Source organism: Polynucleobacter sp. HIN6, assembly GCF_030297575.1.
In the GTDB taxonomy this organism is placed as follows: Bacteria; Pseudomonadota; Gammaproteobacteria; order Burkholderiales; family Burkholderiaceae; genus Polynucleobacter.
Genome location: NZ_AP028137.1, coordinates 100042 through 120287, shown reverse-complemented (window position 1 = coordinate 120287; position 20246 = coordinate 100042). Strand labels below are relative to the sequence as shown.

General features: G+C 44.7%; 19 protein-coding genes and 1 tRNA gene. 10 read left to right on the top strand and 10 right to left on the bottom strand.

Annotated elements, in window-relative coordinates; genetic code table 11:
• The first annotated feature begins 11 nt into the window (after positions 1–11).
• Positions 12–770: a uracil-DNA glycosylase gene (locus QUE66_RS00685; RefSeq protein WP_286223834.1), complete on the top strand. Its 759-nt coding sequence runs from the start codon at positions 12–14 to the stop codon at positions 768–770.
• Here QUE66_RS00685 and QUE66_RS00680 read toward each other — a convergent pair.
• Positions 750–1031 carry a hypothetical protein gene (locus tag QUE66_RS00680; RefSeq protein WP_286223833.1) on the bottom strand — a complete coding sequence of 94 codons (282 nt, stop codon included), beginning with the start codon at positions 1029–1031 and terminating at the stop codon, positions 750–752. The genes QUE66_RS00685 and QUE66_RS00680 overlap by 21 nt on opposite strands.
• A gap of 43 nt (positions 1032–1074) precedes the next feature.
• On the opposite strand from QUE66_RS00680, the gene hemA reads away from it, so the two are divergent.
• From hemA to QUE66_RS00655, 5 genes are all read left to right on the top strand, one after another.
• Positions 1075–2406 (top strand): glutamyl-tRNA reductase, encoded by a 1332-nt coding sequence (gene hemA / locus QUE66_RS00675; RefSeq protein WP_286223832.1) that lies wholly within the window; start codon positions 1075–1077, stop codon positions 2404–2406.
• On the top strand, positions 2407–3486 hold the full coding sequence (gene prfA / locus QUE66_RS00670; protein WP_286223831.1) for a peptide chain release factor 1: 1080 nt from the start codon (positions 2407–2409) through the stop codon (positions 3484–3486).
• Between the two features lie 8 nt (positions 3487–3494).
• Positions 3495–4370: a peptide chain release factor N(5)-glutamine methyltransferase gene (prmC, locus tag QUE66_RS00665; protein WP_286223830.1), complete on the top strand. Its 876-nt coding sequence runs from the start codon at positions 3495–3497 to the stop codon at positions 4368–4370.
• A gap of 85 nt (positions 4371–4455) precedes the next feature.
• Positions 4456–4767, top strand: coding sequence for a Grx4 family monothiol glutaredoxin (gene grxD, locus QUE66_RS00660; RefSeq protein ID WP_108507666.1), 312 nt, complete (start codon positions 4456–4458; stop codon positions 4765–4767).
• A 60-nt stretch (positions 4768–4827) separates the two neighbouring features.
• The gene (locus tag QUE66_RS00655) at positions 4828–6096 is read left to right on the top strand and encodes a DNA recombination protein RmuC (RefSeq protein ID WP_286223829.1); all 1269 of its coding nucleotides are present in this window, start codon (positions 4828–4830) and stop codon (positions 6094–6096) included.
• Positions 6097–6146: 50 nt separating this feature from the next.
• On the opposite strand, the gene QUE66_RS00650 is transcribed toward QUE66_RS00655, so the two are convergent.
• Positions 6147–6728, bottom strand: a complete 582-nt coding sequence (locus QUE66_RS00650) for a phasin family protein (RefSeq protein WP_286223828.1) — start codon at positions 6726–6728, stop codon at positions 6147–6149.
• Between the two features lie 160 nt (positions 6729–6888).
• Between QUE66_RS00650 and QUE66_RS00645 the strand changes: the two genes are divergently transcribed.
• Positions 6889–8205, top strand: coding sequence for an MFS transporter (locus QUE66_RS00645; RefSeq protein ID WP_286223827.1), 1317 nt, complete (start codon positions 6889–6891; stop codon positions 8203–8205).
• A gap of 21 nt (positions 8206–8226) precedes the next feature.
• Here QUE66_RS00645 and QUE66_RS00640 read toward each other — a convergent pair.
• The 6 genes from QUE66_RS00640 to petA all read right to left on the bottom strand — a co-directional run bounded on the left by QUE66_RS00640 (position 8227) and on the right by petA (position 12286).
• Positions 8227–8302: transfer RNA gene (locus QUE66_RS00640), tRNA-Thr, on the bottom strand.
• 27 nt (positions 8303–8329) lie between these two features.
• Positions 8330–8737 carry a ClpXP protease specificity-enhancing factor gene (locus QUE66_RS00635; RefSeq protein ID WP_286223826.1) on the bottom strand — a complete coding sequence of 136 codons (408 nt, stop codon included), beginning with the start codon at positions 8735–8737 and terminating at the stop codon, positions 8330–8332.
• A 35-nt stretch (positions 8738–8772) separates the two neighbouring features.
• The gene (locus QUE66_RS00630; RefSeq protein WP_108507650.1) at positions 8773–9384 is read right to left on the bottom strand and encodes a glutathione S-transferase N-terminal domain-containing protein; all 612 of its coding nucleotides are present in this window, start codon (positions 9382–9384) and stop codon (positions 8773–8775) included.
• 48 nt (positions 9385–9432) lie between these two features.
• Complete coding sequence (locus QUE66_RS00625) at positions 9433–10188, bottom strand: cytochrome c1 (RefSeq protein WP_458574882.1); 756 nt, start codon at positions 10186–10188, stop codon at positions 9433–9435.
• 52 nt (positions 10189–10240) lie between these two features.
• Entirely contained in the window at positions 10241–11641 is a 1401-nt protein-coding gene (locus QUE66_RS00620) for a cytochrome b (RefSeq protein ID WP_286223825.1), read from the bottom strand.
• Between the two features lie 42 nt (positions 11642–11683).
• Positions 11684–12286 (bottom strand): ubiquinol-cytochrome c reductase iron-sulfur subunit, encoded by a 603-nt coding sequence (petA, locus tag QUE66_RS00615; protein ID WP_286223824.1) that lies wholly within the window; start codon positions 12284–12286, stop codon positions 11684–11686.
• A gap of 154 nt (positions 12287–12440) precedes the next feature.
• Between petA and mscL the strand changes: the two genes are divergently transcribed.
• From mscL to QUE66_RS00600, 3 genes are all read left to right on the top strand, one after another.
• A complete protein-coding gene (gene mscL, locus QUE66_RS00610; RefSeq protein ID WP_286224685.1) occupies positions 12441–12857 on the top strand; it encodes a large conductance mechanosensitive channel protein MscL in 417 nt (138 codons plus the stop codon).
• A gap of 76 nt (positions 12858–12933) precedes the next feature.
• Positions 12934–15351, top strand: a complete 2418-nt coding sequence (locus tag QUE66_RS00605) for an O-linked N-acetylglucosamine transferase family protein (RefSeq protein WP_286223823.1) — start codon at positions 12934–12936, stop codon at positions 15349–15351.
• 63 nt (positions 15352–15414) lie between these two features.
• Positions 15415–17709, top strand: coding sequence for an O-linked N-acetylglucosamine transferase family protein (locus QUE66_RS00600; RefSeq protein ID WP_286223822.1), 2295 nt, complete (start codon positions 15415–15417; stop codon positions 17707–17709).
• A gap of 252 nt (positions 17710–17961) precedes the next feature.
• Here QUE66_RS00600 and QUE66_RS00595 read toward each other — a convergent pair whose 3' ends face one another.
• On the bottom strand, positions 17962–19278 hold the full coding sequence (locus QUE66_RS00595; RefSeq protein WP_286223821.1) for a porin: 1317 nt from the start codon (positions 19276–19278) through the stop codon (positions 17962–17964).
• Positions 19279–19448: 170 nt separating this feature from the next.
• A complete protein-coding gene (gene tatC, locus QUE66_RS00590; RefSeq protein WP_286223820.1) occupies positions 19449–20240 on the bottom strand; it encodes a twin-arginine translocase subunit TatC in 792 nt (263 codons plus the stop codon).
• Positions 20241–20246 lie beyond the last annotated feature (6 nt).

Below are 20246 nucleotides of genomic sequence, written 5' to 3'. Positions count from 1 at the left end.
GCTTCATCAGTATGGATCTAAAGCAGTTCATCCCTGATGATTGGCAATTCTTACTCAATGACTATCTGCAATCAAGTGATTGGCACTCCCTATCTAAAAAGTTTGCTATCGAATACCAACAACACGGCGATGCGATTCGTCCCGATCGAGAGCGGATCTTCAATGCTTTGCATCTCACACCGGTCAATCAAGTAAAGGTTGTCATTTTGGGACAAGACCCCTATCACTCACCGGGACTGGCGCAAGGCTTAGCATTCTCAGTCCCCAAGGATATTCAGCTGCAATCCAAACAATTTCCTAGCTCACTGCGCAATATCAATAAAGCATTAATGCTTGAGGGACTGGGATCTCTCAGCAATGGCGATTTAACCCACTGGGCAAAGCAAGGGGTATTGTTATTAAACACCGCCCTCTCAGTTCGTCTCAGTGAAGCAAACTCGCATGCGCAATTAGGGTGGAAACCTTTTGTGATTGAGATCATTCAAAAACTCTCGCAACAACCCAATATCGTTTGGATGCTTTGGGGTGGCCATGCGCAGTCTATGGAGGAATATATTCACAATCCCAACGAACACCTCATCCTGAAATCCTCACACCCTTCAGGCCTTGGAGTCTATAAAACAGAACAGCCATTTATTTACCCAGGTGACCAAAAAAGTTGCGGGCACTTTACGAAGGCAAATGCGTATTTAATAACTCATCAGAAAAGTCCAATTGCTTGGACAAAGTTCGGTCAACAAGAGTTCAAATTAAGCTCGCACGGACAATAGGTAGACTTGGGGCAATAAAAATCCCCCCACAATCGCACTGCCCCACTCGAGCATTTGCCCAGCAGTAAATAGCCCCGCAGCTTGGCCTCCAAAACTTGCAAAGGCAGTCCCAAGAATCCCAAGAAACATGCTCCAGAGGTAGGTTGCTTTAGTCCGCTTGGCTCGTTTAGCGCCCTTATTTCTAGGGGAAAACCCAGGAAAATAATGGGCAGCAGCCCAGCCCATCAAGCTTCCGAGCAGTAAATAAGCCAAAAACCCCATTCAAAACGCCCCTATTAGCCCCAAGAAACCTATAATTATCAATATGAAGCTGTTGACTTTGGGTATTAACCATCACACAGCGCCAGTTGCCGTTCGGGAAAAAGTGGCATTTGATCCCGAGGGTCTGCTTGACGCATTATCCGACCTACGCTCCCATTTGGGTGGCGTTAATCGTGGCGGCATGCCTGAGGCAACCATTCTGTCGACCTGCAATCGTACCGAACTCTATTGCGCGGCTAATGATCCCGCCTCTGAGGGTGAGTTTCATGAGGCAACGTTTGACTGGTTAGCCAAAAGCCAAAATTTGGCACCCAGCGTTTTACAACCCCATATCTATACCCTGCCACAATCCGATGCCGTACGTCATGCATTTCGGGTCGCTTGTGGTTTGGATTCAATGGTGATTGGTGAGACCCAAATCCTGGGTCAAATGAAAGATGCGGTTCGCACCGCCAATGAAGCTGGCGCCTTAGGCACTTATCTCAATCAACTTTTTCAGAAAACCTTTTCCGTTGCGAAGGAGGTTCGTGGCTCAACCGAGATTGGCGCACACTCTATCTCAATGGCTGCAGCGTCGGTTCGCTTAGCCGAGCGTATCTTTGCATCGATTGGCGAACAGAAAATTCTGTTTATCGGCGCCGGTGAAATGATTACCTTATGCGCCACCCACTTCGTCGCTCGCAAGCCCCGCGGTGCAGCGATTGCAAATCGTACTGTAGAGCGTGGACAAGAACTGGCGGACTCAATCTCAGCCCAAAACATCGAAGCGGAGTCCTTTCGTCTCAATGACCTTCCCACACGTCTTCATGAGTTTGACATCATTGTCTCGTCGACCGCTAGCCCGCTACCCATTATTGGCTTGGGGATGGTGGAAAGCGCCCTAAAGCTCAGACGTCGTAAGCCCATGGTGATGATTGATCTGGCAGTGCCACGAGACTTTGAGCCCGAGATCGCCCGATTAAATGATGTGTATCTCTACACGGTGGATGACTTAGGCACTATGGCCCAAGCCGGCGCCAATTTACGTCAAGCCGCAGTAAGCCAGGCCGAGATCATTATTGAAGAGCGTGTGAGTAATTTCATGCACTGGCTACAAGGCCGTAATGCCGTACCGTTAATCCAAGATCTTCAACTACAAGGTGATCGCCTACGACAAATTGAGCTAGAGCGCGCCCTTAAACGCTTAGTTCGCGGCGAGGACCCGCAAGAGGTTCTCAATGCCATGGCCCAGGGTCTTACTAATAAGTTCTTGCATGGCTCCTTACACGCCCTACAACACGCTAGTGGTTCGGAGCGTGACGCTTTACTGAAATTACTACCCAAGTTATTTGCCACTCACTCCAGCGATAAAAATAATTCTTCCGATAGCCATTAGATGAAACCCAGCATGCGTGCCAAGCTGGAGCATCTGGATGCCCGTTTGGCTGAACTCAATACCATTTTGATGCAAGAAGACTCCGCCAAGGATATGGATGTCTATCGCAAACTCACGCGTGAGCATGCTGATATTTCAACGGTGGTGGAGCAGTTTGGGCTTTACAAAAAAGCAGAGGCGGATGCAAAGGCTGCTAGCGAAATGCGCCTTGACCCAGAAATGAAGGACTTTGCCGACGAAGAAGAAAAAGATGCACAAGCACGGATGGCCGATCTTGAGAAAAGCCTACAAACCCTTTTACTACCCAAAGATGAAGACGATGGGCGCAATATCTTTTTAGAGATCCGAGCGGGCACTGGCGGTGATGAAAGTGCTTTGTTTGCAGCTGATCTACTACGCATGTATACCCGCTACGCCGAGCGTCAGGGCTGGAAAACTGAGATTGTTAGTCAAGCCGAGTCGGATCTCGGGGGCTATAAAGAGGTGATCGTGCGCTTAGCGGGCAATGATGTCTACGCCAAGATGAAGTTTGAGTCTGGTGGTCATCGGGTACAGCGCGTCCCGCAAACTGAGACTCAAGGACGGATTCATACATCGGCTTGTACGGTTGCAGTGATGCCCGAAGTCGATGAAATCGAGAGCGTCAAAATTAATCCAGCAGAGATCCGCATCGACACCTTTCGGGCCTCGGGTGCTGGTGGACAACACATCAATAAAACCGACTCTGCAGTGCGGATCACTCACCTTCCTACTGGAATAGTGGTGGAGTGCCAAGACGATCGCAGCCAACATCGCAATAAAGATCAAGCCATGAAGGTCTTAGTCTCACGCATCATGGATGCCCAACGATATGCGCAGCAGCAAGAACAAGCCCAAACCCGTAAATCCTTAGTGGGTAGTGGCGATCGCAGTGACCGGATTCGCACCTACAACTTTCCCCAAGGTCGAATTACCGATCACCGTATCAACCTAACCCTCTACAAAATTGATGCCATGATGGATGGCGATATTGGCGATCTATTAAATGCCCTGGCAGCAGAACATCAAGCTGAACTCTTAGCCGCCATGGGCGATGCGTAATCCGCATCATGGCCAACACGATTGCTACTCTCCTCAAGAGTACCCCACTTAATAAAACCGATGCCAAGTCCTTGCTGGGGCATTTACTGGATAGGCATCTGGGTTGGCCACGTTCGGCTCTGATTTCTAAAGATCAAGAACCCCTCCCAAATGAACTTCTCATCGCCTGGAAATCGCTAGAAGCCCAGCGCGCGTCTGGGGTGCCCGTGGCCTATCTCACAGGAGTGAAGGGTTTTCATGGAATTGAGCTCAAGGTCAATGAGTCGGTATTGATCCCCCGCCCCGAGACCGAACTCTTGGTCGATCTTGCTCTAGAAGAAATAAAGCATATTCATGCGAACCACCCCAATCAAACCATTCAGATTCTGGATTTGGGGACAGGCTCCGGAGCGATTGCTCTAGCGATTGCCCATGAATGCGCTATCAGCAAAACGCCGATCAATCTAAGCATTCTGGGGATTGATCAATCGAGTGATGCGATTGAACTCGCGCGCGAGAATGCCAAAACCTTAGGGCTTAATCATATGGTCGAGTTTTTGCAAAGCAATTGGTATGACGCGATACCCGATCGAAACCAAACCGCATTTGATGTGATCGTCAGTAATCCTCCCTACATTCAAAAGGACGACCCCCATTTGCAAGAGGGCGATCTATGCTTTGAGCCCAAAGCAGCTCTCACCGATGATGGCGATGGCCTGTCGTGCATTCGGGAGATTGTGAATCACGCCCAGCATTACTTAAAGCCTGGTGGACTGATTGCCGTCGAGCATAGCTATGATCAGGCGGCTGCAGTTGCTACGCTCCTAGAGAAGCGTGCATTTCATGAAATTGCTACCATTACTGATCTAGCGGGGCATTTACGAGTCACACAGGCCAGAAAATAAGACCCTACTTTTTAATCGGTCATAAAATAGCTATCAAGTAAAAATTGAAGCAAACCCAGTTCGTTTATGAAAGGATTTCATCACCATGAGTGATACTCAAGCCAAAATCAAAGAAATTGTGACGAGCCATCCCGTGGTTCTATTTATGAAGGGTACCGCACAGTTCCCACAATGCGGCTTCTCGGGTAATGCCGTGAATATCTTGCGTGCCTGTGGCCTAGAGACCTTGCATACCGTCAATGTCTTTGATGATGAAGCCATTCGCCAAGGTATTAAAGAGTATGCAAACTGGCCAACCATTCCTCAGCTTTATGTCAATGGCGAGTTCATTGGTGGTTCAGACATCATGACCGAGATGTACCAAAGCGGCGAACTCAAAAAACTCCTCGGTCTTTGATCGCAAGCCCCCCTCCTCAAAAGCTCACTCGGTGGGCTTGGTCTGCAGTAGACTAAGCCCATGACAGACCTTCCTACCCTGATTACCATTGTTGCCCTTGGCATTTCCATCGGGCTTGGAATGTATGTTGCCATTCTTCGATCTAATCAGAATCAACAACAGGCTACTATTACTGAGGTAACTGCCCAGTTAGAGCAAATTAGGGTTGAGCGTGACCAAGTCCTCCAGCGCGCCATTCGCCTAGAGGCTGAGTTGGATTCAGAGCGTAAGCAAGTTCAACATCGGATTGATTCATTAAACGAGGCCAAGGAGGCGCTCACCAACCAGTTTAAGAATCTCGCCAATGAGATTTTGGAAGATAAAACCAAGAAGTTCACGGAGCAAAATGCCCAGCAGCTCGATATTTTGCTAAAGCCCCTACAAACCAAGCTCACCGAGTTTAAGGAACAAGTGAGCAACTCTTACGAAAAAGAATCTAGGGAACGCTTTGCACTTAAGCACGAAATTGAGCGTCTAGCCAATCTCAATCTCAAGATGTCGGATGAGGCACGATCGCTTACCAATGCACTAAAGGGCGACTCCAAGATCCAAGGCAACTGGGGGGAACTCGTTCTGGAATCCATCTTGGAGTCCTCGGGCTTACGTAAAGGCGAAGAGTATCTGGTTCAGGATAGCCATATGCAGGCGGATGGCAATCGCTTACAGCCTGATGTGATTATTAAGTTGCCCGAAGGACGCCACCTCGTAATCGATAGCAAAGTATCCATCACGGCCTATGCCAGACATACTGAGGCAGCCAGTCCAGATGAAGCCGATAAGGAACTACTCGCCCACATTCAATCGATTCGGCAACATATTCAAGGTTTATCTGGGAAGAACTATGCTGGGATTGCGGATATCGCCAGTATGGATTTTGTATTGATGTTTATTCCCATTGAGCCGGCTTTTTTAAGTGCTCTCAAGTCTGCCCCCAATCTCTACCAAGAGGCGCTTAGTAAAAATATCGTCTTGGTATGCCCCAGCACCCTAATGGCTACTTTACGGACTGTCGCCCACTTGTGGAGGCAGGATCAACAGAACAAAAATGCCATGGAGATTGCCCGTCAGTGCGCCAACCTCTATGACAAGTTCGTGGGCTTTGTAGAAGACCTTGAACAAATCGGCAAGCGCCTAGACCAAGCGCAATCGAGTTATCACGATGCTTTCAATAAACTTAAAACGGGTAAAGGCAATTTGATTAAGGCCGCTGAGAAGGTCAAAGAATTGGGTGTGAAGCCCAATAAGATGATTGCGAGCAATCTACTCACGCAAGATGATGAGTCTGCATAAATGAGAACCCGCTCACTCGGAGCGGGTTTTCATGAACAATAAACTACTAATTAAGCAGCTTTACGAGCCTTCGCAGGGGCAGCAGCTTTTTTCACTTGAGCCAATTGGCCTTGGAATGCTTCAAATGCTTGGTCAGCTGATTTCTCAACAGTAGCCAATGCATCCTTGCTGGCTTCACGGAACTGCTCAATACCTTGCATCACCGAGTTCATCGAGGTTTTGAATGCAGATACAAACACATCCGAACCAGCAGGTGCATTTGCAGCCAAGGTATTTACCCAGTCTTGCATGCCAGCTTGAGCTTGCTCAATGCTAGCTTCAACAACGTCGGCAAACTCTTTACCGCTCTCACGCAATACTTTAGTGACCTTGCGCTGATGAGCAATTGCTTGGTTACCAACGTCTTGCAAAGTATCCGCTTGCAAAAGTTCGGTTACTTGCTTTGGATCTTTTGCACTCAATACTTGCTGAATGTTCTCTTGAGCATTTAACAACGCAGCTTTAGAAGCGTCGTAGTTCAATTCAACGAGTTTCTGAGCATTCTCAAGAGCAGCTTCGCTCAAAGAAAATACGGTCTCGAGATTCTTGCTCTGGATTTGCGACAATTTTGCTGCGACTTGATCTTGATTCATGGTGTACTCTCCAATTAATTAATTCGTTTGATATTGCACTGCACCATGAAACTATACCCAATTATTTGCTGCTGCGCAATAAATATGTGTGCAATGCAACAAAATACTCGGGTATTGAATAAAATAGTTAATTAAATCAATTATTTATAATAAATCTACTGTGCAAAATCCCCCAAATACCAACCATTCTTACCCCAAAATTGCCACTGCTGCCTGTTTTGGCACCTTTCTAGAGTGGTACGACTTCCTCACCTTTGCCACCCTGGCAGTGGCCTTTGCCCCACTCTTTTTTCCAAGCTCCGACCCCATGACGGGCCTCTTAGCCAGTCTTGCAACCTTTGGGGCAGGGATGGTGGTTAGACCCTTGGGTGCAGCATTCTTTGGCTCTCTCGGTGATCGGATTGGGCGTCGGCCAGTCTTTCTAATCACGATCACCTTAATGGGCGGAGCTACTTTCGCCGTGGGATTTTTACCCACCTATGAGCAAATTGGGATTTGGGCACCCATTTGCTTGGTAACCCTAAGACTTCTTCAAGGCCTATCTGCCGGTGGAGAAATTGGCGGGAGTGCGGTCTACTTAACTGAGCATGCAGGAAGCACCAACCGGGGATTGAAGACAAGTGTTTTACAACTCATGGGGCCGCTTGGAATGCTGGCCTCCATCCTGCAATTGGTCTTACTCCATCACTATTTAGATCCGGAGAGTTTTAAAGAATGGGGCTGGCGGGTGCCCTTCTGGTTCTCCATTGTTCTTCTGCTAGTTGCCCTCAAGGTTCGGATGACCCTTGAGGAAACGCCAATCTTTAAAGCGATGCTCGCTAAGGGCGAGCTAGCCAAATCACCACTGCGCGATAACTTTAAAGACAAAGAAACGCGTAAACAAATGTTTCTGTTGTTCTTCTGCATCTCAGCGGGCGGATCTGTCCTCTTTTTCTGTGTGCAGGTCTATACCGGCATCTTCATGAAATCCGCCTTGCAAATGAGTTCGCAAATTGTGGATACCCTCACTATCACCGCAACGCTCGTTCTCTTTCCGATGGTGATTATTGCGGGAGCGCTCTCCGACAAAATTGGTCGACGTCCAGTCGTGATTAGCGGCTTATTACTTGGAACAATCCTGATTCAGCCTGCCTATCAATTTCTGCAAAGCCTATCAATGCAAAGTGCCCCTGATTATTTTCTAATGAGCGCAACCTTAATTGCACTGGCAATACCGCTTTCATTAGTTGTGGGGCCTCAAACGGCTCTTCTAGCGGAGCTGTTTCCAGCGAGAACACGCAATAGCGCAGCAACTTTGCCACACAACCTAGCAGCCGGCTGGATCGGGGGATTGCTCCCGTTGATTGTGACCTGGCTCAATAAAGAGTTTGCGAGTCAACTTGCAGGGCTTTGGTATCCAACTCTTTTCCTAGCGATTGCAGCAACTTTGGCAATACTGTATCTGCCAGAGACAAGGAAAGTGGATCTGAATCAATGAAGATAGGATCAAGAGGGTGATTGGTGCCCCATGTCCGACTCGAACAGACCACCTACTGATTACAAATCAGTTGCTCTACCAGATGAGCTAATGGGGCATTGACCTACTAGAACTGGATTTTAACTTACTTCACAATCTTCAAAACAGGGCGCTCGCTCTTGGTCTTGGTGGCTTCTTGGTTACCAAGTCCCTTATCTACTGGACCCTTGGTCTCGGGATCAAAGGGGAAGGACATCCCTTGGCCGTTTTCTCGGGCGTAGATTGCTAATACGTGCGTGACCGGCACTAATACTTTCTTCGGTACACCACCAAACCTTGCCTGAAAACTGATCCAATCGTTCTCAATATGCAGCTGATGGCAAGCCTCTGAAGAGATGTTGAGAACAATCTCGTTATTTTTGACAAACTCCATGGGCACTTCAACCCGATCATCAACAAAAACGGCTAAGAACGGTGTAAAACCAAAATCCGTACACCACTGATGCAGTGCACGGATGAGATAGGGTTTGGTACTTGGAGTTTCGCTAGCCATATTACTATTTTAAGCTAGCGACATAGACGCTTCGATTAACGACGCATGACCTTTTCAGAAGGGGTCAAGGCCTCAATGTAAGCAGGACGACTGAAAATGCGCTCAGCATATTTCAGGAGTGGGGCAGCATTTCTGGAAAGATCAATACCATAGTGCTCTAGGCGCCACAACAGAGGAGCAATTGCCACATCCAACATCGAGAACTCATCCCCCAACATATACTTGTTCTTTACAAATACCGGTGCTAATTGAGTCAACCGGTCCCGAATTGCTATTCGGGCCTTCTCATGCAACTTCTCAGCACTCTTGCCCTTTTCGTTCTCAAGCGCACTCACATGCACAAAGAGTTCTTTCTCAAAATTAAACAGAAATAAGCGGGCACGGGCACGAGCCACTGGATCGGGCGGCATTAACTGTGGATGAGGAAAGCGCTCATCAATGTACTCATTAATGATGTTGGACTCATACAAAATCAGATCACGCTCAACCAAAATAGGAACTTGGCCATAGGGGTTCATGACCGAGATATCTTCTGGTTTATTGAAGAGATCTACATCACGAATCTCAAAATCCATACCCTTCTCAAAGAGAACTAGGCGGCAGCGTTGTGAGAATGGGCAATTGGTACCCGAGTACAACACCATCATAAGCAAATATCCTTCAAATCAAATAATCAAAATACGCTAAGTTAGTTCTTAGCGAATGTCTTTCCAGTACGCCTTGTTCAGACGCCATGCAAGCAAGGTAAAGATTGCAAGGAATAGAAGGACGACGACACCGATCCGCTTACGTTGTAACTGAGTAGGCTCAGCCATCCAAGACATAAATGAAACGAGGTCCGCAATATTATCATCATATTCTTGGGGCTTCATTAATCCTGGGGTGGTTTGCTCAAATCCTTTGAAGACTTTAGTTGTCTTGGCAGGATTCTTGGGATCTTTTACCTCTTCAAACTTAGCAATACGCTCACCCTGGAGTTCCCACAATACATGGGGCATACCAACATTGGGATAGACCATGTTATTCCAACCCGTTGGACTCTCCTCATCCTTGTAATAAGTACGGAAGTAGGTATAGAGCCAATCGGTACCGCGGGCACGAGCTTCAACCGATAAATCAGGTGGAACCTTACCAAACCAAGCCTTAGCATCCTTAGGGTTCATCGAGATAGTCATCAGATCGCCTACCTTTTGATCGCCCAAGATCAAGTTGTCTTTAATCTGCTGATCACTCAAACCAATATCACGCAAACGGTTGTAACGTAAGTTCACTGCAGAATGGCAACCTAAGCAGTAGTTCACAAAAATCTTAGCACCATTTTGCAAAGAGGCATTGTTATTTACACGGTTAGGAGCGCTATCAAGAGGAAAGTCGCTGCCAGCCGCAAATGCAGCGCTAACCATGAAGCTACCTAAGCCCACTACAACAAACTTCTTAAGCGCACCGATCATATAAAGAGAATGGTTCATCTGGATTCCTAATATCTTCTATTGTTCTTATGGATTAGTGCGCCTCAAAGGTCACGCGATCGGGCACAGGCTTAAATTTACCCATCTTGCTCCACCAAGGCATGGCAAAGAAAAATGCCAGATAGTAAATCGTACATACCTGCGAGATCTTCTCAAAAAGTGGTGAAGGTGGCTTGATGCCGAGATAACCCAAGATCACAAAGCTCACAATGAAAATGCCGTAAATGTATTTATGAAAATCTGGGCGATAACGGATCGATCGCACTGGGGATTTATCGAGCCAAGGCAAGAAGAACAGGATCACGACCGTACCGCCCATGATGACCACGCCCCAGAACTTCGCATCAAACACATAAAAACCAACCGCAAGAGCAGCCAAAATGCCAACGCAAACGGCTTTCACCCGGATGTCTTTGTTGTTCTTAATGACCATCCCCAAAATCACTGCACACAGAATCCACAGAGGAATTAGGAATGGTGTGGTGGTGGCACGCAGCATTGAATAGAACGGCGTGAAATACCAGACCGGGGCAATGTGCGAAGGCGTTTGCAAAGGATCAGCCGGAATGAAATTGTTCGCCTCTAAGAAGTAACCACCCATCTCAGGTGCAAAGAACACAATGGCGGCGAAGATCATGAGGAACACACCGAGACCCATAATGTCATGCACTGAGTAGTAAGGATGAAATGGAATGCCGTCCACTGGCTTACCAGAGGCATCTAAGTTGTTCTTAATATCAATGCCGTCAGGGTTGTTAGAGCCCACTTCATGTAGCGCAATGATATGAGCTGCAACTAAGCCAACTAGAACTAATGGCAAAGCGATCACGTGCAAAGAGAAGAAGCGATTCAAAGTTGCGTCGCCCACCACATAATCACCGCGTAGCCACAAAGCCAAGTCTGGACCAATTAAGGGAATAGCAGCAAAGAGATTAATAATCACCTGAGCGCCCCAGTAGGACATTTGGCCCCAGGGTAAGAGATATCCCAAGAAAGCCTCAGCCATGAGCAATAAGAAAATGGTGCAACCAAAGATCCAAATGAGTTCACGCGGTTTTTGATAAGAACCATAGATCAAGCCACGGAACATATGCAGGTAGACCACTACGAAGAACATCGAAGCGCCAGTCGAGTGCATGTAACGAATCAGCCAACCCCAGGGAACCTCGCGCATGATGTACTCAACCGAATCAAATGCTTTCATGGCATCGGGTTTGTAGTTCATGACGAGGAAAATACCGGTCACAATCTGAATCACCAACACCACAATGGCTAAGGAGCCAAAGAAGTACCAGAAGTTAAAGTTCTTTGGAGCATAGTACTCGCTCATATGCTCTTTAAAGAGCTTAGTCAATGGAAAACGCGAATCCACCCACGCCAAGCCTTTTTGGGCAACAGAGGCGTTTTCTGGGACTTTAATTTCTTGAAATGCCATGGTTAGTTTCCTAAATCAGTAACTAATAATTAGATAAATAAATTACGACTTCTTGTCCTCACCAATCAAAATCTTGGTGTCGCTCAAATACATATGGGGAGGCACTTCTAGGTTATCTGGAGCAGGCTTGTTCTTATACACACGGCCAGCCAAGTCAAAGGTGGAACCATGGCATGGGCACAAGAAACCGCCCGGCCAATCGTTTGGCAAAGATGGTTGTGGGCCTGCTTGCAACTTCGCTGTTGGCGAGCAACCTAAATGTGAACAAATACCAACTGCCACAAAATACTCAGGCTTAATCGAGCGGTGGTCATTGCGGGCATAAGGAGGTGTTAAAGCTGCGGGATCACGCAAGGATTTGGGATCGGCCAGCTCGCCATCTAATTTAGGAAGTTCAGCTACTTGCTCTGGGGTGCGGCGCAAGACCCAAACTGGCTTTCCGCGCCACTCAACCGTCCGAATCTCATCGGGCTTCATGCCGGAGATATCGACCTCAACCGGGGCACCAGCAGCCTTAGCACGCTCGGATGGTTGGAAACTATCTAGAAATGGGTATGCAACAGCAGCGGCTCCGCAACCACCAACAGCAGTCGTAGCAATCAGCCAAGTACGGCGGTCTTTATCCATTTTTGGGGTATCACTCATGTACGATCTATCCTTGTGCCTAAGTCAAATAAGGGGTTCTAAAGGGTGAATTGCATAAACCTCCAATTTTAAGGTAAAAAGCCAAATGACCGCTTAATTTGGGTCAATTTCCAGCAAACCCATGATTTTTAGGGAGAGAGTTGTGGCATCCAAGATGATGAAAGAATTCCGGGCCTTTGCGGTCCGCGGCAACGTCGTTGACCTGGCGGTCGGTATCATCATTGGCGGCGCCTTCGGAAAAATCGTCGATTCCCTGGTCAATGACATTGTCATGCCCCTCATTTCTACCCTACTAGGGGGCAGGATTGACTTTACCAACCTGTTTATAGTTCTTGGCACAGTACCGGATAACGTACCAAGAACCTTTGATGCACTCAAAAAGGCTGGCATCCCTATCTTTGCCTACGGCAACTTCATCACCATCCTGATTAATTTCATCTTGCTCGCATTTGTGATCTTCCAGATGGTCAAAATCATCAACAAAATAAGAGCAGAAGAACCAAAAGAGGCACCCCCAACACCCGAAGATATTGTGCTGTTAAGAGAAATTAGAGATAGTTTAAAGAAGTGAGTCTAATAACGACTCATTTCCGATATGCAAGCAGAGTAACTTCGCTTAGTATTTTTAAGAAAATTAGCACAAACTTGTGAATCAAAACCCACCTCCATTTGTTATTCAACTCTTTGAGCTAGTTAAATCAAATAAGCTTGCTAATAATCAAAAGCTTTTATTGGAGGGAATCTCAAAAAAAGAGGGGCTATCTTATGTTTTTGAATTAGGCCTCCTTTGTGCAAATAATGGAAAAATAAATGATGCATTGCTTATTTTCGAGTCTTTAAAAACCGAAATAAAGAATGATGAAAGAATTTTTTATAACTTGGGACTTTTATATTCACTTCAAAGCAAACTTCATACCGCAATCGCTTGTTATGACTCAGCAATTCAAATAAAACCGAATGATGCAGCAAGTATTATCAACAAAAGTCAATTACTCATCCAATTAAAAAAGTTCGATGAGGCGAATAAATCCCTTGACGAAGCAATAAGCATTGATCCCAGCTTTCCTGAGGCATGGTCAAACAAAGGAATTGCCCTCAATCATTTAGAGCGATATTTAGAAGCATTGATAGCTTTTGATAAAGCAATAAAACTAAATCCTTTATATAGCGAGGCTTACGCCAACAAATCGAATTCTCTAATCAAGCTTAAGCGGCACTTTGAAGCGATTAATGCATGCGAACAGTCAATTCAAATACAACCTAATTTTGATGCTCTATTAAATAAAGGCATCGCACTAAATGAGCTAAAAAAATATGAGTCAGCAATCTTATCGTTTGATGACACATTAAAAATTGACTCTCGGTCTGCTGTTGCTTTCTTTGGCAAAGGTATTGCATTCACTGGCTTAGATAAGGATGAACATGCAATCCGTGAATTTGATAACGCCCTACTCATTGATCCCAATTATTTTGAGGCATTATTAGCAAAAGCATTTACTCTTAATAAGATAAAAAAATTTGCAAACGCAATTAGTAGTTTTGATGCAGCTTTATTAATTGATGATACCTCTTCGAAAGCATACTACGGCAAGGGTGCTGCGCACGTTGGCTTAGCACAAAATGATAAGGCTCAATTATTTTTTGATCTTGCCCTAAGGCACGATCCGAATTTTAGGTTGGCGCAGTGGTCAAAAGTATTTGCCATCATTCCCTCTATTTTGGGTGCGAAAAATGATGTCAATTCAATTAGAGAAATTTTCACCACTGAATTTATAAAACTCAAAAACAGCTTGTTAAGTGACGTAAATCTTAAGTCAAATGAAATCATTGAGATTGTTGCGTCAACTCAACCTTTTTACCTCGCTTATCACAATTTCAATAACAAGAATATCCTGTCTGAATATGGAGATCTCTGCTCAAAATTGATGGGTAAAGCAGTTTCTATTCAGTCAAGCCCCGAACAAAACACTCCCAGGTTAAAAATTAGGCTTGGAATCGTCAGCAGTCATTTCAGAAATCATTCTGTTTGGCATGCACTCACTAAGGGAATGATTAAAAATTTAAATAGGGAGGCCTTTGAGATTCATCTTTTTAGCACCAACCCCTATTGTGATAAGGAAACAGATTTTGCTAGAGAAAATTCGGATTCTTTCACCATTTATTCTCACGACATAAATGCTTTTGCCCAAGAAATTGTTAACAAAAAAATTGATTTTTTGTTCTACCCCGAAATTGGCATGGATCAACTAACCACTCAACTTGCAAGTTTGAGGCTCTCTCCTACACAGCTAGTTGGATGGGGACATCCGGAGTCAAGTGGCTTGCCCACAATTGACTACTATGTGTCCTCTGAGCTTTTTGAGCCCCCAAATGCCACTAATTATTATTCTGAAAAGCTAGTTCAATTACCGAATCTTGGCTCGTACTACGTTGACCCAGTTAATATTCAATCTACAAAGGCTCAGCCTCTGTCCCAATTTCCCTCCGATATCCCAGTCCTCATCTGTCCAGGAACGCCCTATAAATATCAACCAGATAGCGATTGGATTTTTGCTGATATAGCTAAACGGTTGGGTGCTTGTAAATTTGTGTTTTTTAACCTTGAAGACCCGCTGGCCAGTGTTTTGAGCAATCGTCTTGAAAATGAATTCAGCAAACATGGTCTTGATTCAAAAGGGTTTATTTCATTCATGCCATGGCTAGACGCGCGTGAGTTTCATGGTTTATTGAAGTCTTCGACGGCGATGCTTGATACCCTTCATTTCTCTGGATTTAATACTGCTATCCAAGCTATCGGATGCAATCTGCCAGTAGTTAGCCATGATGGTAATTTCTTGCGCGGCAGGCTTGGGAGTGGGATATTGAAACGCATTGGACTTACAGAACTGGTAGCAAAAGATTCAGCAGAATATATTCAGTTAGCAGTAAGGCTGTGCCAAGATTATTCGTTCCGTAAAAATGTTAAAGATAAAATAATTGAACGAAAGTCAACTCTCTATGAGGATATTGAGCCAATTAAAGCGTTTGAGGCTTTCATGATTAACCATTCTCTTAGTGTCAAGTAATCCATTAAATAGTGAGTTTCCCTTGTTAAATTCTTATCAGAATATCTACTATAAATTTTCATAATGAATCCTCAAGTTCACTTCCTTTTAAACAAAGCGCTTGAGTCACTTGGAAATTCAAATTTGGATTCTGCTGAGCTTTATTTAAAACAAGCATCAAAATTACAAGCTCATAATCCACATGTTTTAGGACTCTTGGGCATCGTTTATGCACAGCGCGGCAACTATCCAGATGCACTCAAATTCCTAAATGATTCTCTACGAATCCTGCCAAAAAATCCCTTAACTCTGAGTAGTCTCGGCAATACATATCTTGGACTTAAAGATTATGAGAATGCTCTTGATGCGTATAAAAGAGCAATTAAATTTGAACCCAATTTCTTTGAGGCTTGGTCTAATGCAGGTAATGCCCTACAGGAACTCAAGCGATTTGAAGAAGCGATCACTCATTACGATAAGGCCCTTAGTTTAAAACCAGACTACGCAGAAGCTTGGTCTAATAAAGGTAACGCCCTACAGGAACTCAAGCGATTTGAAGAAGCGATCACTCATTACGATAAGGCCCTTAGTTTAAAACCAGACTACGCAGAAGCTTGGTCTAATAAAGGTAACGCCCTACAGGAACTCAAGCGATTTGAAGAAGCGATCACTCATTACGATAAGGCCCTTAGTTTGAAGCCGGATTACGCAAAGGGATATGCAAACAAGGGAAATGTGCTCAATGAGTTAAAGCGCTTTGATGAAGCCATTGCATATTACCACCAAGCCCTTAAACTTAATCCTAATTATGCTGAAGTATATTCTTGCATAGGAAATACTTTACTTGAGCTTAATCAAATTGATGATGCAATAGCCCATCACAACAAGTCTTTGGATCTTAACCCTCATAATGCTGCAGCTTGGCTCAACAAGGGTGTGGCTCTAAATGAGCTCAAGTGCTATCGGGAGGCAATTGATTGCTATAGCAAGGCACTGAATTTAAGACCTGATATTTATTGGGTGCATGGATATCTTATTCATGCAAAAATGAAAATTGGTAACTGGTCTGATTACTCTGATTTTCTCAAATATATTTATCAAAAAATTATTTCGGATGAAAAAGTAATTAGCCCTTTTGTATTACTCTCTCTGAGTGATGATCCCCTGCTACATAAGCAAACTAGCAAAATTTTTTCAGAACATAACTTTCCTGAAAACTTTCCTTTGGGGATAATTTCTCAGCACAATAAAAAAGAAAAAATTAGGATTGCTTATTTTTCTCCTGATTTTCGTAGCCACCCTGTTTCTTATTTAACTGCTGAGCTGTTTGAAAAACATGATCGCAATCGGTTTGAGGTATTTGCATTTTCTTTACAAAAAGCTCCTCCCGATGACCCAATGAGAGCACGTCTTAAAAGAGCTTTTGATGAATTTATCGAGATTGATAATCTTTCCGACCTTGAAACCGCTCTGTTAACGCGAAATCTTGGAGTTGATATTGCCATTGATCTAGCAGGTTTTACCCAACACTCGAGAACTGGAATATTTTCCTTTCGAGCCGCACCTATACAGGTTAACTGGTTAGGGTATCCAGGGTCTTCTGGTTCAAATTTTATCGACTACATAATTGCCGACCAAACGGTTATTCCGAGGTCTCATGAACGTTTTTATTCTGAAAAGGTAGCATATCTTCCAAATAGCTATATAGTGGATGACTCCAACCGAATTCCATCAGGAAAAATATTCTCAAAGGAAGAATGTGGATTGCCACAAGATAATTTTATCTTCTGTTGCTTTAATAATGATTTTAAATTTAATCCTTCTGTATTAGATCGCTGGTCAAGAATTTTACTTGCAGTAGAGAATAGCGTATTGTGGATTTCAGAAAACAACAATGAATTCAATATGAATATAAAAAGTGAGTTCGAAAAGCGAAAGATTAATCCATCAAGAATTATTTTTGCTAGCCGTCTCGATTCCATGGGTGACTACTTAGCTAGATATGCCTTGGCTGACTTATTTTTAGATACTCACCCATACGGTGCCCACACTACTGCTGTCGACTCTCTTAAGTCAGGAGTTCCTGTGCTTACACTCTTAGGCCAGTCATTTGCAAGTCGCGTAGCCGCAAGTTTATTGAATACCATTGGACTGCCAGAGCTCATTGCTCATAGCCCTGAAGAATACGAAATGATGGCTATTGATTTGTCTACCACACCGAAGAAATTAGAAACAATAAAGCTTAAATTAGCTACCAACCTTCAGAATACGCCCTTATTTAAAACTTCCGTATTTACTAAAAATCTTGAATCAATTTATCTGAAAATGTATGAGCGTTGTCAGCTAAATTTACAGCCGGATCATATTCTTATTCATTAAGTATTCATTTTTTAATCAGTTACGATACTGATGATTATTATATGTTTGATTCATATGTTTTGATTGTCTTAGTTATTAAATCTTTTTTTAAATTTTCTGAATACGGATTAATCATCTGATTGTCCTGTCGAGACGAAGATTGATTTGGTTTTTTATAAAAATGGAATTAACTTAATTAAAAAAACCCACTGTGTTTTCACAGTGGGTTTATTTGCTACAACTAATCTTCAACTAGCCAAAGCTAGCATCAAATTAGAACGTGTGACGCACACCAACAGCGTAGTTATTGGCATTGGCGCTAGTTCCAACACGTGCAGTGTTGTTACCAGTACCGCTGACAATCAAGGTATTCCCAGAGGTCTGGGATGTGTTGGTTGCACCAAAGATTGCATACAAGTTGGTACGCTTGCTCAACCAGTAGTTGGAACCAATCTGATATCCAGTGAAGTCAGCAGTTGGGTTGGCATAACCAAAGTTAGAATTGCGTCCCATACCAGCCGAGCCCCAGAGCTCAACAGTCTTGGTTAGGTTTCCACGCAAACCAATTTGTTGAGCAGTGCGCTTCGCATACGCATTGGAATCCAAGCCAGACTCAACTTTACGGTTGATGTACTGAGCGTAGGCCTTGACGATACCGAAGTCATAAGTCGCACCAACGTACCACTGGTTGTCGTTGAGGTTGGTCAAAATACCTGATTGAGCAGCAGAAGAGCGCGCTGCTACAGCAGTATCAGTGGTGCCAGTTGCTGCAGAACCAGTAACTACTGGCACTAAATTCTCTTGATAAGTCCAGTTGTTCTCAGTTTTGAACGACTGATAGTTAGCAGAGATCAAGAACTTCTGAATGGCAAAGTCTAAACCAAGGCCCCAGCCTGTGCTGTTGGTGTTGCCACCTGTGTAGCCTTCACCATTAACATAGCGCGTTGTACCAGATGTTGCGCCACCAGCAGCTGGGTAATCTGTTTGGTTTTCATTTCTGTTGTTGGCAACATAAAAGGCCTTGCCTTTGAAGCCAGAGAAGCTCTCAGACTCAAAACGGATCATGTTGTTTGCACGAACTGTGTAACCAGCGTTGGCGTTACTTGCGCTGCCGTCGCGGTTGGTCAAGCCAGTGTTCTGGGGATAAATCACGTCACCCACTAAGTTATTCAATTGGTTAGCACCAGTTGCGCCAACGGCCTCGTGGATTGGGGTGTATTGAGTACCGATACGTGCGTTACCCAAGCCTTTTTGGCCCAAACCGATAAATGCTTGACGGTTATTGAATGGCGATAGGCTGCTTTGATTTGGCTGAAGGCCAGTTTCAAAGGTGAAGAATGCTGTGGTGCCACCACCCAAGTCTTCTGTACCGCGGAAGCCTAAACGGCTGGTTGTTTGGGCAGATTGACCAAGCAAGCTTACTGTTTCAGCTACGTTGACTTGACCGCCAGTTGAGTTAATAGTGGTTGCCTTGGCATTACCACCCACATATCCCACGTCCAAAATACCGTATACGGTTACGCTTGACTGAGCTTGAGCAGCACCAGCAAACGCGCCGACTGCGGCGAGTGCAAATAGTGATTTTTTCATTGTTTAAATCTCCATAAATTAAGAAATGCCCGAATTCCTTCGAGACCATTGAATTATCCCGTTTTTGTATGTAAATACAGCCTTTTGAGGCTTTTTTATGGCTATTCGTTGTATTGGTGCAACAGATATTTTTGATTGATTTAATCCATTTAAATCAATGAGTTGCAGAATTATTCTGATTTTTCTTCTTCAGATTCGGTTTTGGGTAGGTAGAAACGAGCAATAAATAGCCCCAGCTCGTAGAGAAGGCACATGGGAATGGCCAAAAAGAGCTGGGATAAGACGTCCGGTGGGGTCACAATCGCGGCAATCACAAAGGCCCCAACAATCACATAAGGTCGAATCTCTTTTAACTTTTCTAGGCTCACAATCCCCATCTTGACTAAAACAACCACCACCACCGGGACCTCAAAGGTGATCCCAAAGGCCAAAAAGGTCGACATCGCAAAGCTTAGGTATTTATCAATATCAGTCGACATATCGGCACCCAGGGGTGCGTTATAGCTCGCCATGAACTGGAAGACGGTTGGGAAAACCAGGAAATAGGCAAAGGACATACCAACCAAAAATAGTGAGTAACTGCTTACTACTAATGGAAGGATTAGTTTTCTCTCATGGGTGTAGAGACCTGGGGCGATAAAGGCCCACATTTGATAGAGAACAATCGGTAGCGCAATTAAAAAGGCGACCAACATCGTGACCTTCATCGGCACAAAAAAGGATCCGGTTACATCGGTCACGATCATCTTGCCCCCGGCTGGAAGGGCATCTAAAAGTGGCTTGGCAAACAGATGAAAGATATCGGGCGCCCAATAAACAAGCGACAGAAAAACAATGATCACTGCTATGGCGGCTTTGATCACCCGATCGCGCAACTCAAAGAGATGCGACATGAAGGTTTCTTGAAAACCCTCGCCCTCTTTTGCAGTCTCTTCGCTCTGACCTGGTTTGGTATCGGACATCGTGAT

Excerpts from the sequence above, each read along its gene's own strand:
- QUE66_RS00685 (WP_286223834.1), top strand. The coding sequence starts at position 12 with ATGGATCTAAAGCAGTTCATCCCTGATGATTGGCAATTCTTACTCAAT.
- QUE66_RS00680 (WP_286223833.1), bottom strand. The coding sequence starts at position 1,031 with ATGGGGTTTTTGGCTTATTTACTGCTCGGAAGCTTGATGGGCTGGGCT.
- hemA (WP_286223832.1), top strand. The coding sequence starts at position 1,075 with ATGAAGCTGTTGACTTTGGGTATTAACCATCACACAGCGCCAGTTGCC.
- prfA (WP_286223831.1), top strand. The coding sequence starts at position 2,407 with ATGAAACCCAGCATGCGTGCCAAGCTGGAGCATCTGGATGCCCGTTTG.
- prmC (WP_286223830.1), top strand. The coding sequence starts at position 3,495 with ATGGCCAACACGATTGCTACTCTCCTCAAGAGTACCCCACTTAATAAA.
- grxD (WP_108507666.1), top strand. The coding sequence starts at position 4,456 with ATGAGTGATACTCAAGCCAAAATCAAAGAAATTGTGACGAGCCATCCC.
- QUE66_RS00655 (WP_286223829.1), top strand. The coding sequence starts at position 4,828 with ATGACAGACCTTCCTACCCTGATTACCATTGTTGCCCTTGGCATTTCC.
- QUE66_RS00650 (WP_286223828.1), bottom strand. The coding sequence starts at position 6,728 with ATGAATCAAGATCAAGTCGCAGCAAAATTGTCGCAAATCCAGAGCAAG.
- QUE66_RS00635 (WP_286223826.1), bottom strand. The coding sequence starts at position 8,737 with ATGGCTAGCGAAACTCCAAGTACCAAACCCTATCTCATCCGTGCACTG.
- QUE66_RS00630 (WP_108507650.1), bottom strand. The coding sequence starts at position 9,384 with ATGATGGTGTTGTACTCGGGTACCAATTGCCCATTCTCACAACGCTGC.
- QUE66_RS00625 (WP_458574882.1), bottom strand. The coding sequence starts at position 10,188 with ATGATCGGTGCGCTTAAGAAGTTTGTTGTAGTGGGCTTAGGTAGCTTC.
- QUE66_RS00620 (WP_286223825.1), bottom strand. The coding sequence starts at position 11,641 with ATGGCATTTCAAGAAATTAAAGTCCCAGAAAACGCCTCTGTTGCCCAA.
- petA (WP_286223824.1), bottom strand. The coding sequence starts at position 12,286 with ATGAGTGATACCCCAAAAATGGATAAAGACCGCCGTACTTGGCTGATT.
- mscL (WP_286224685.1), top strand. The coding sequence starts at position 12,441 with ATGATGAAAGAATTCCGGGCCTTTGCGGTCCGCGGCAACGTCGTTGAC.
- QUE66_RS00600 (WP_286223822.1), top strand. The coding sequence starts at position 15,415 with ATGAATCCTCAAGTTCACTTCCTTTTAAACAAAGCGCTTGAGTCACTT.
- QUE66_RS00595 (WP_286223821.1), bottom strand. The coding sequence starts at position 19,278 with ATGAAAAAATCACTATTTGCACTCGCCGCAGTCGGCGCGTTTGCTGGT.
- tatC (WP_286223820.1), bottom strand. The coding sequence starts at position 20,240 with ATGTCCGATACCAAACCAGGTCAGAGCGAAGAGACTGCAAAAGAGGGC.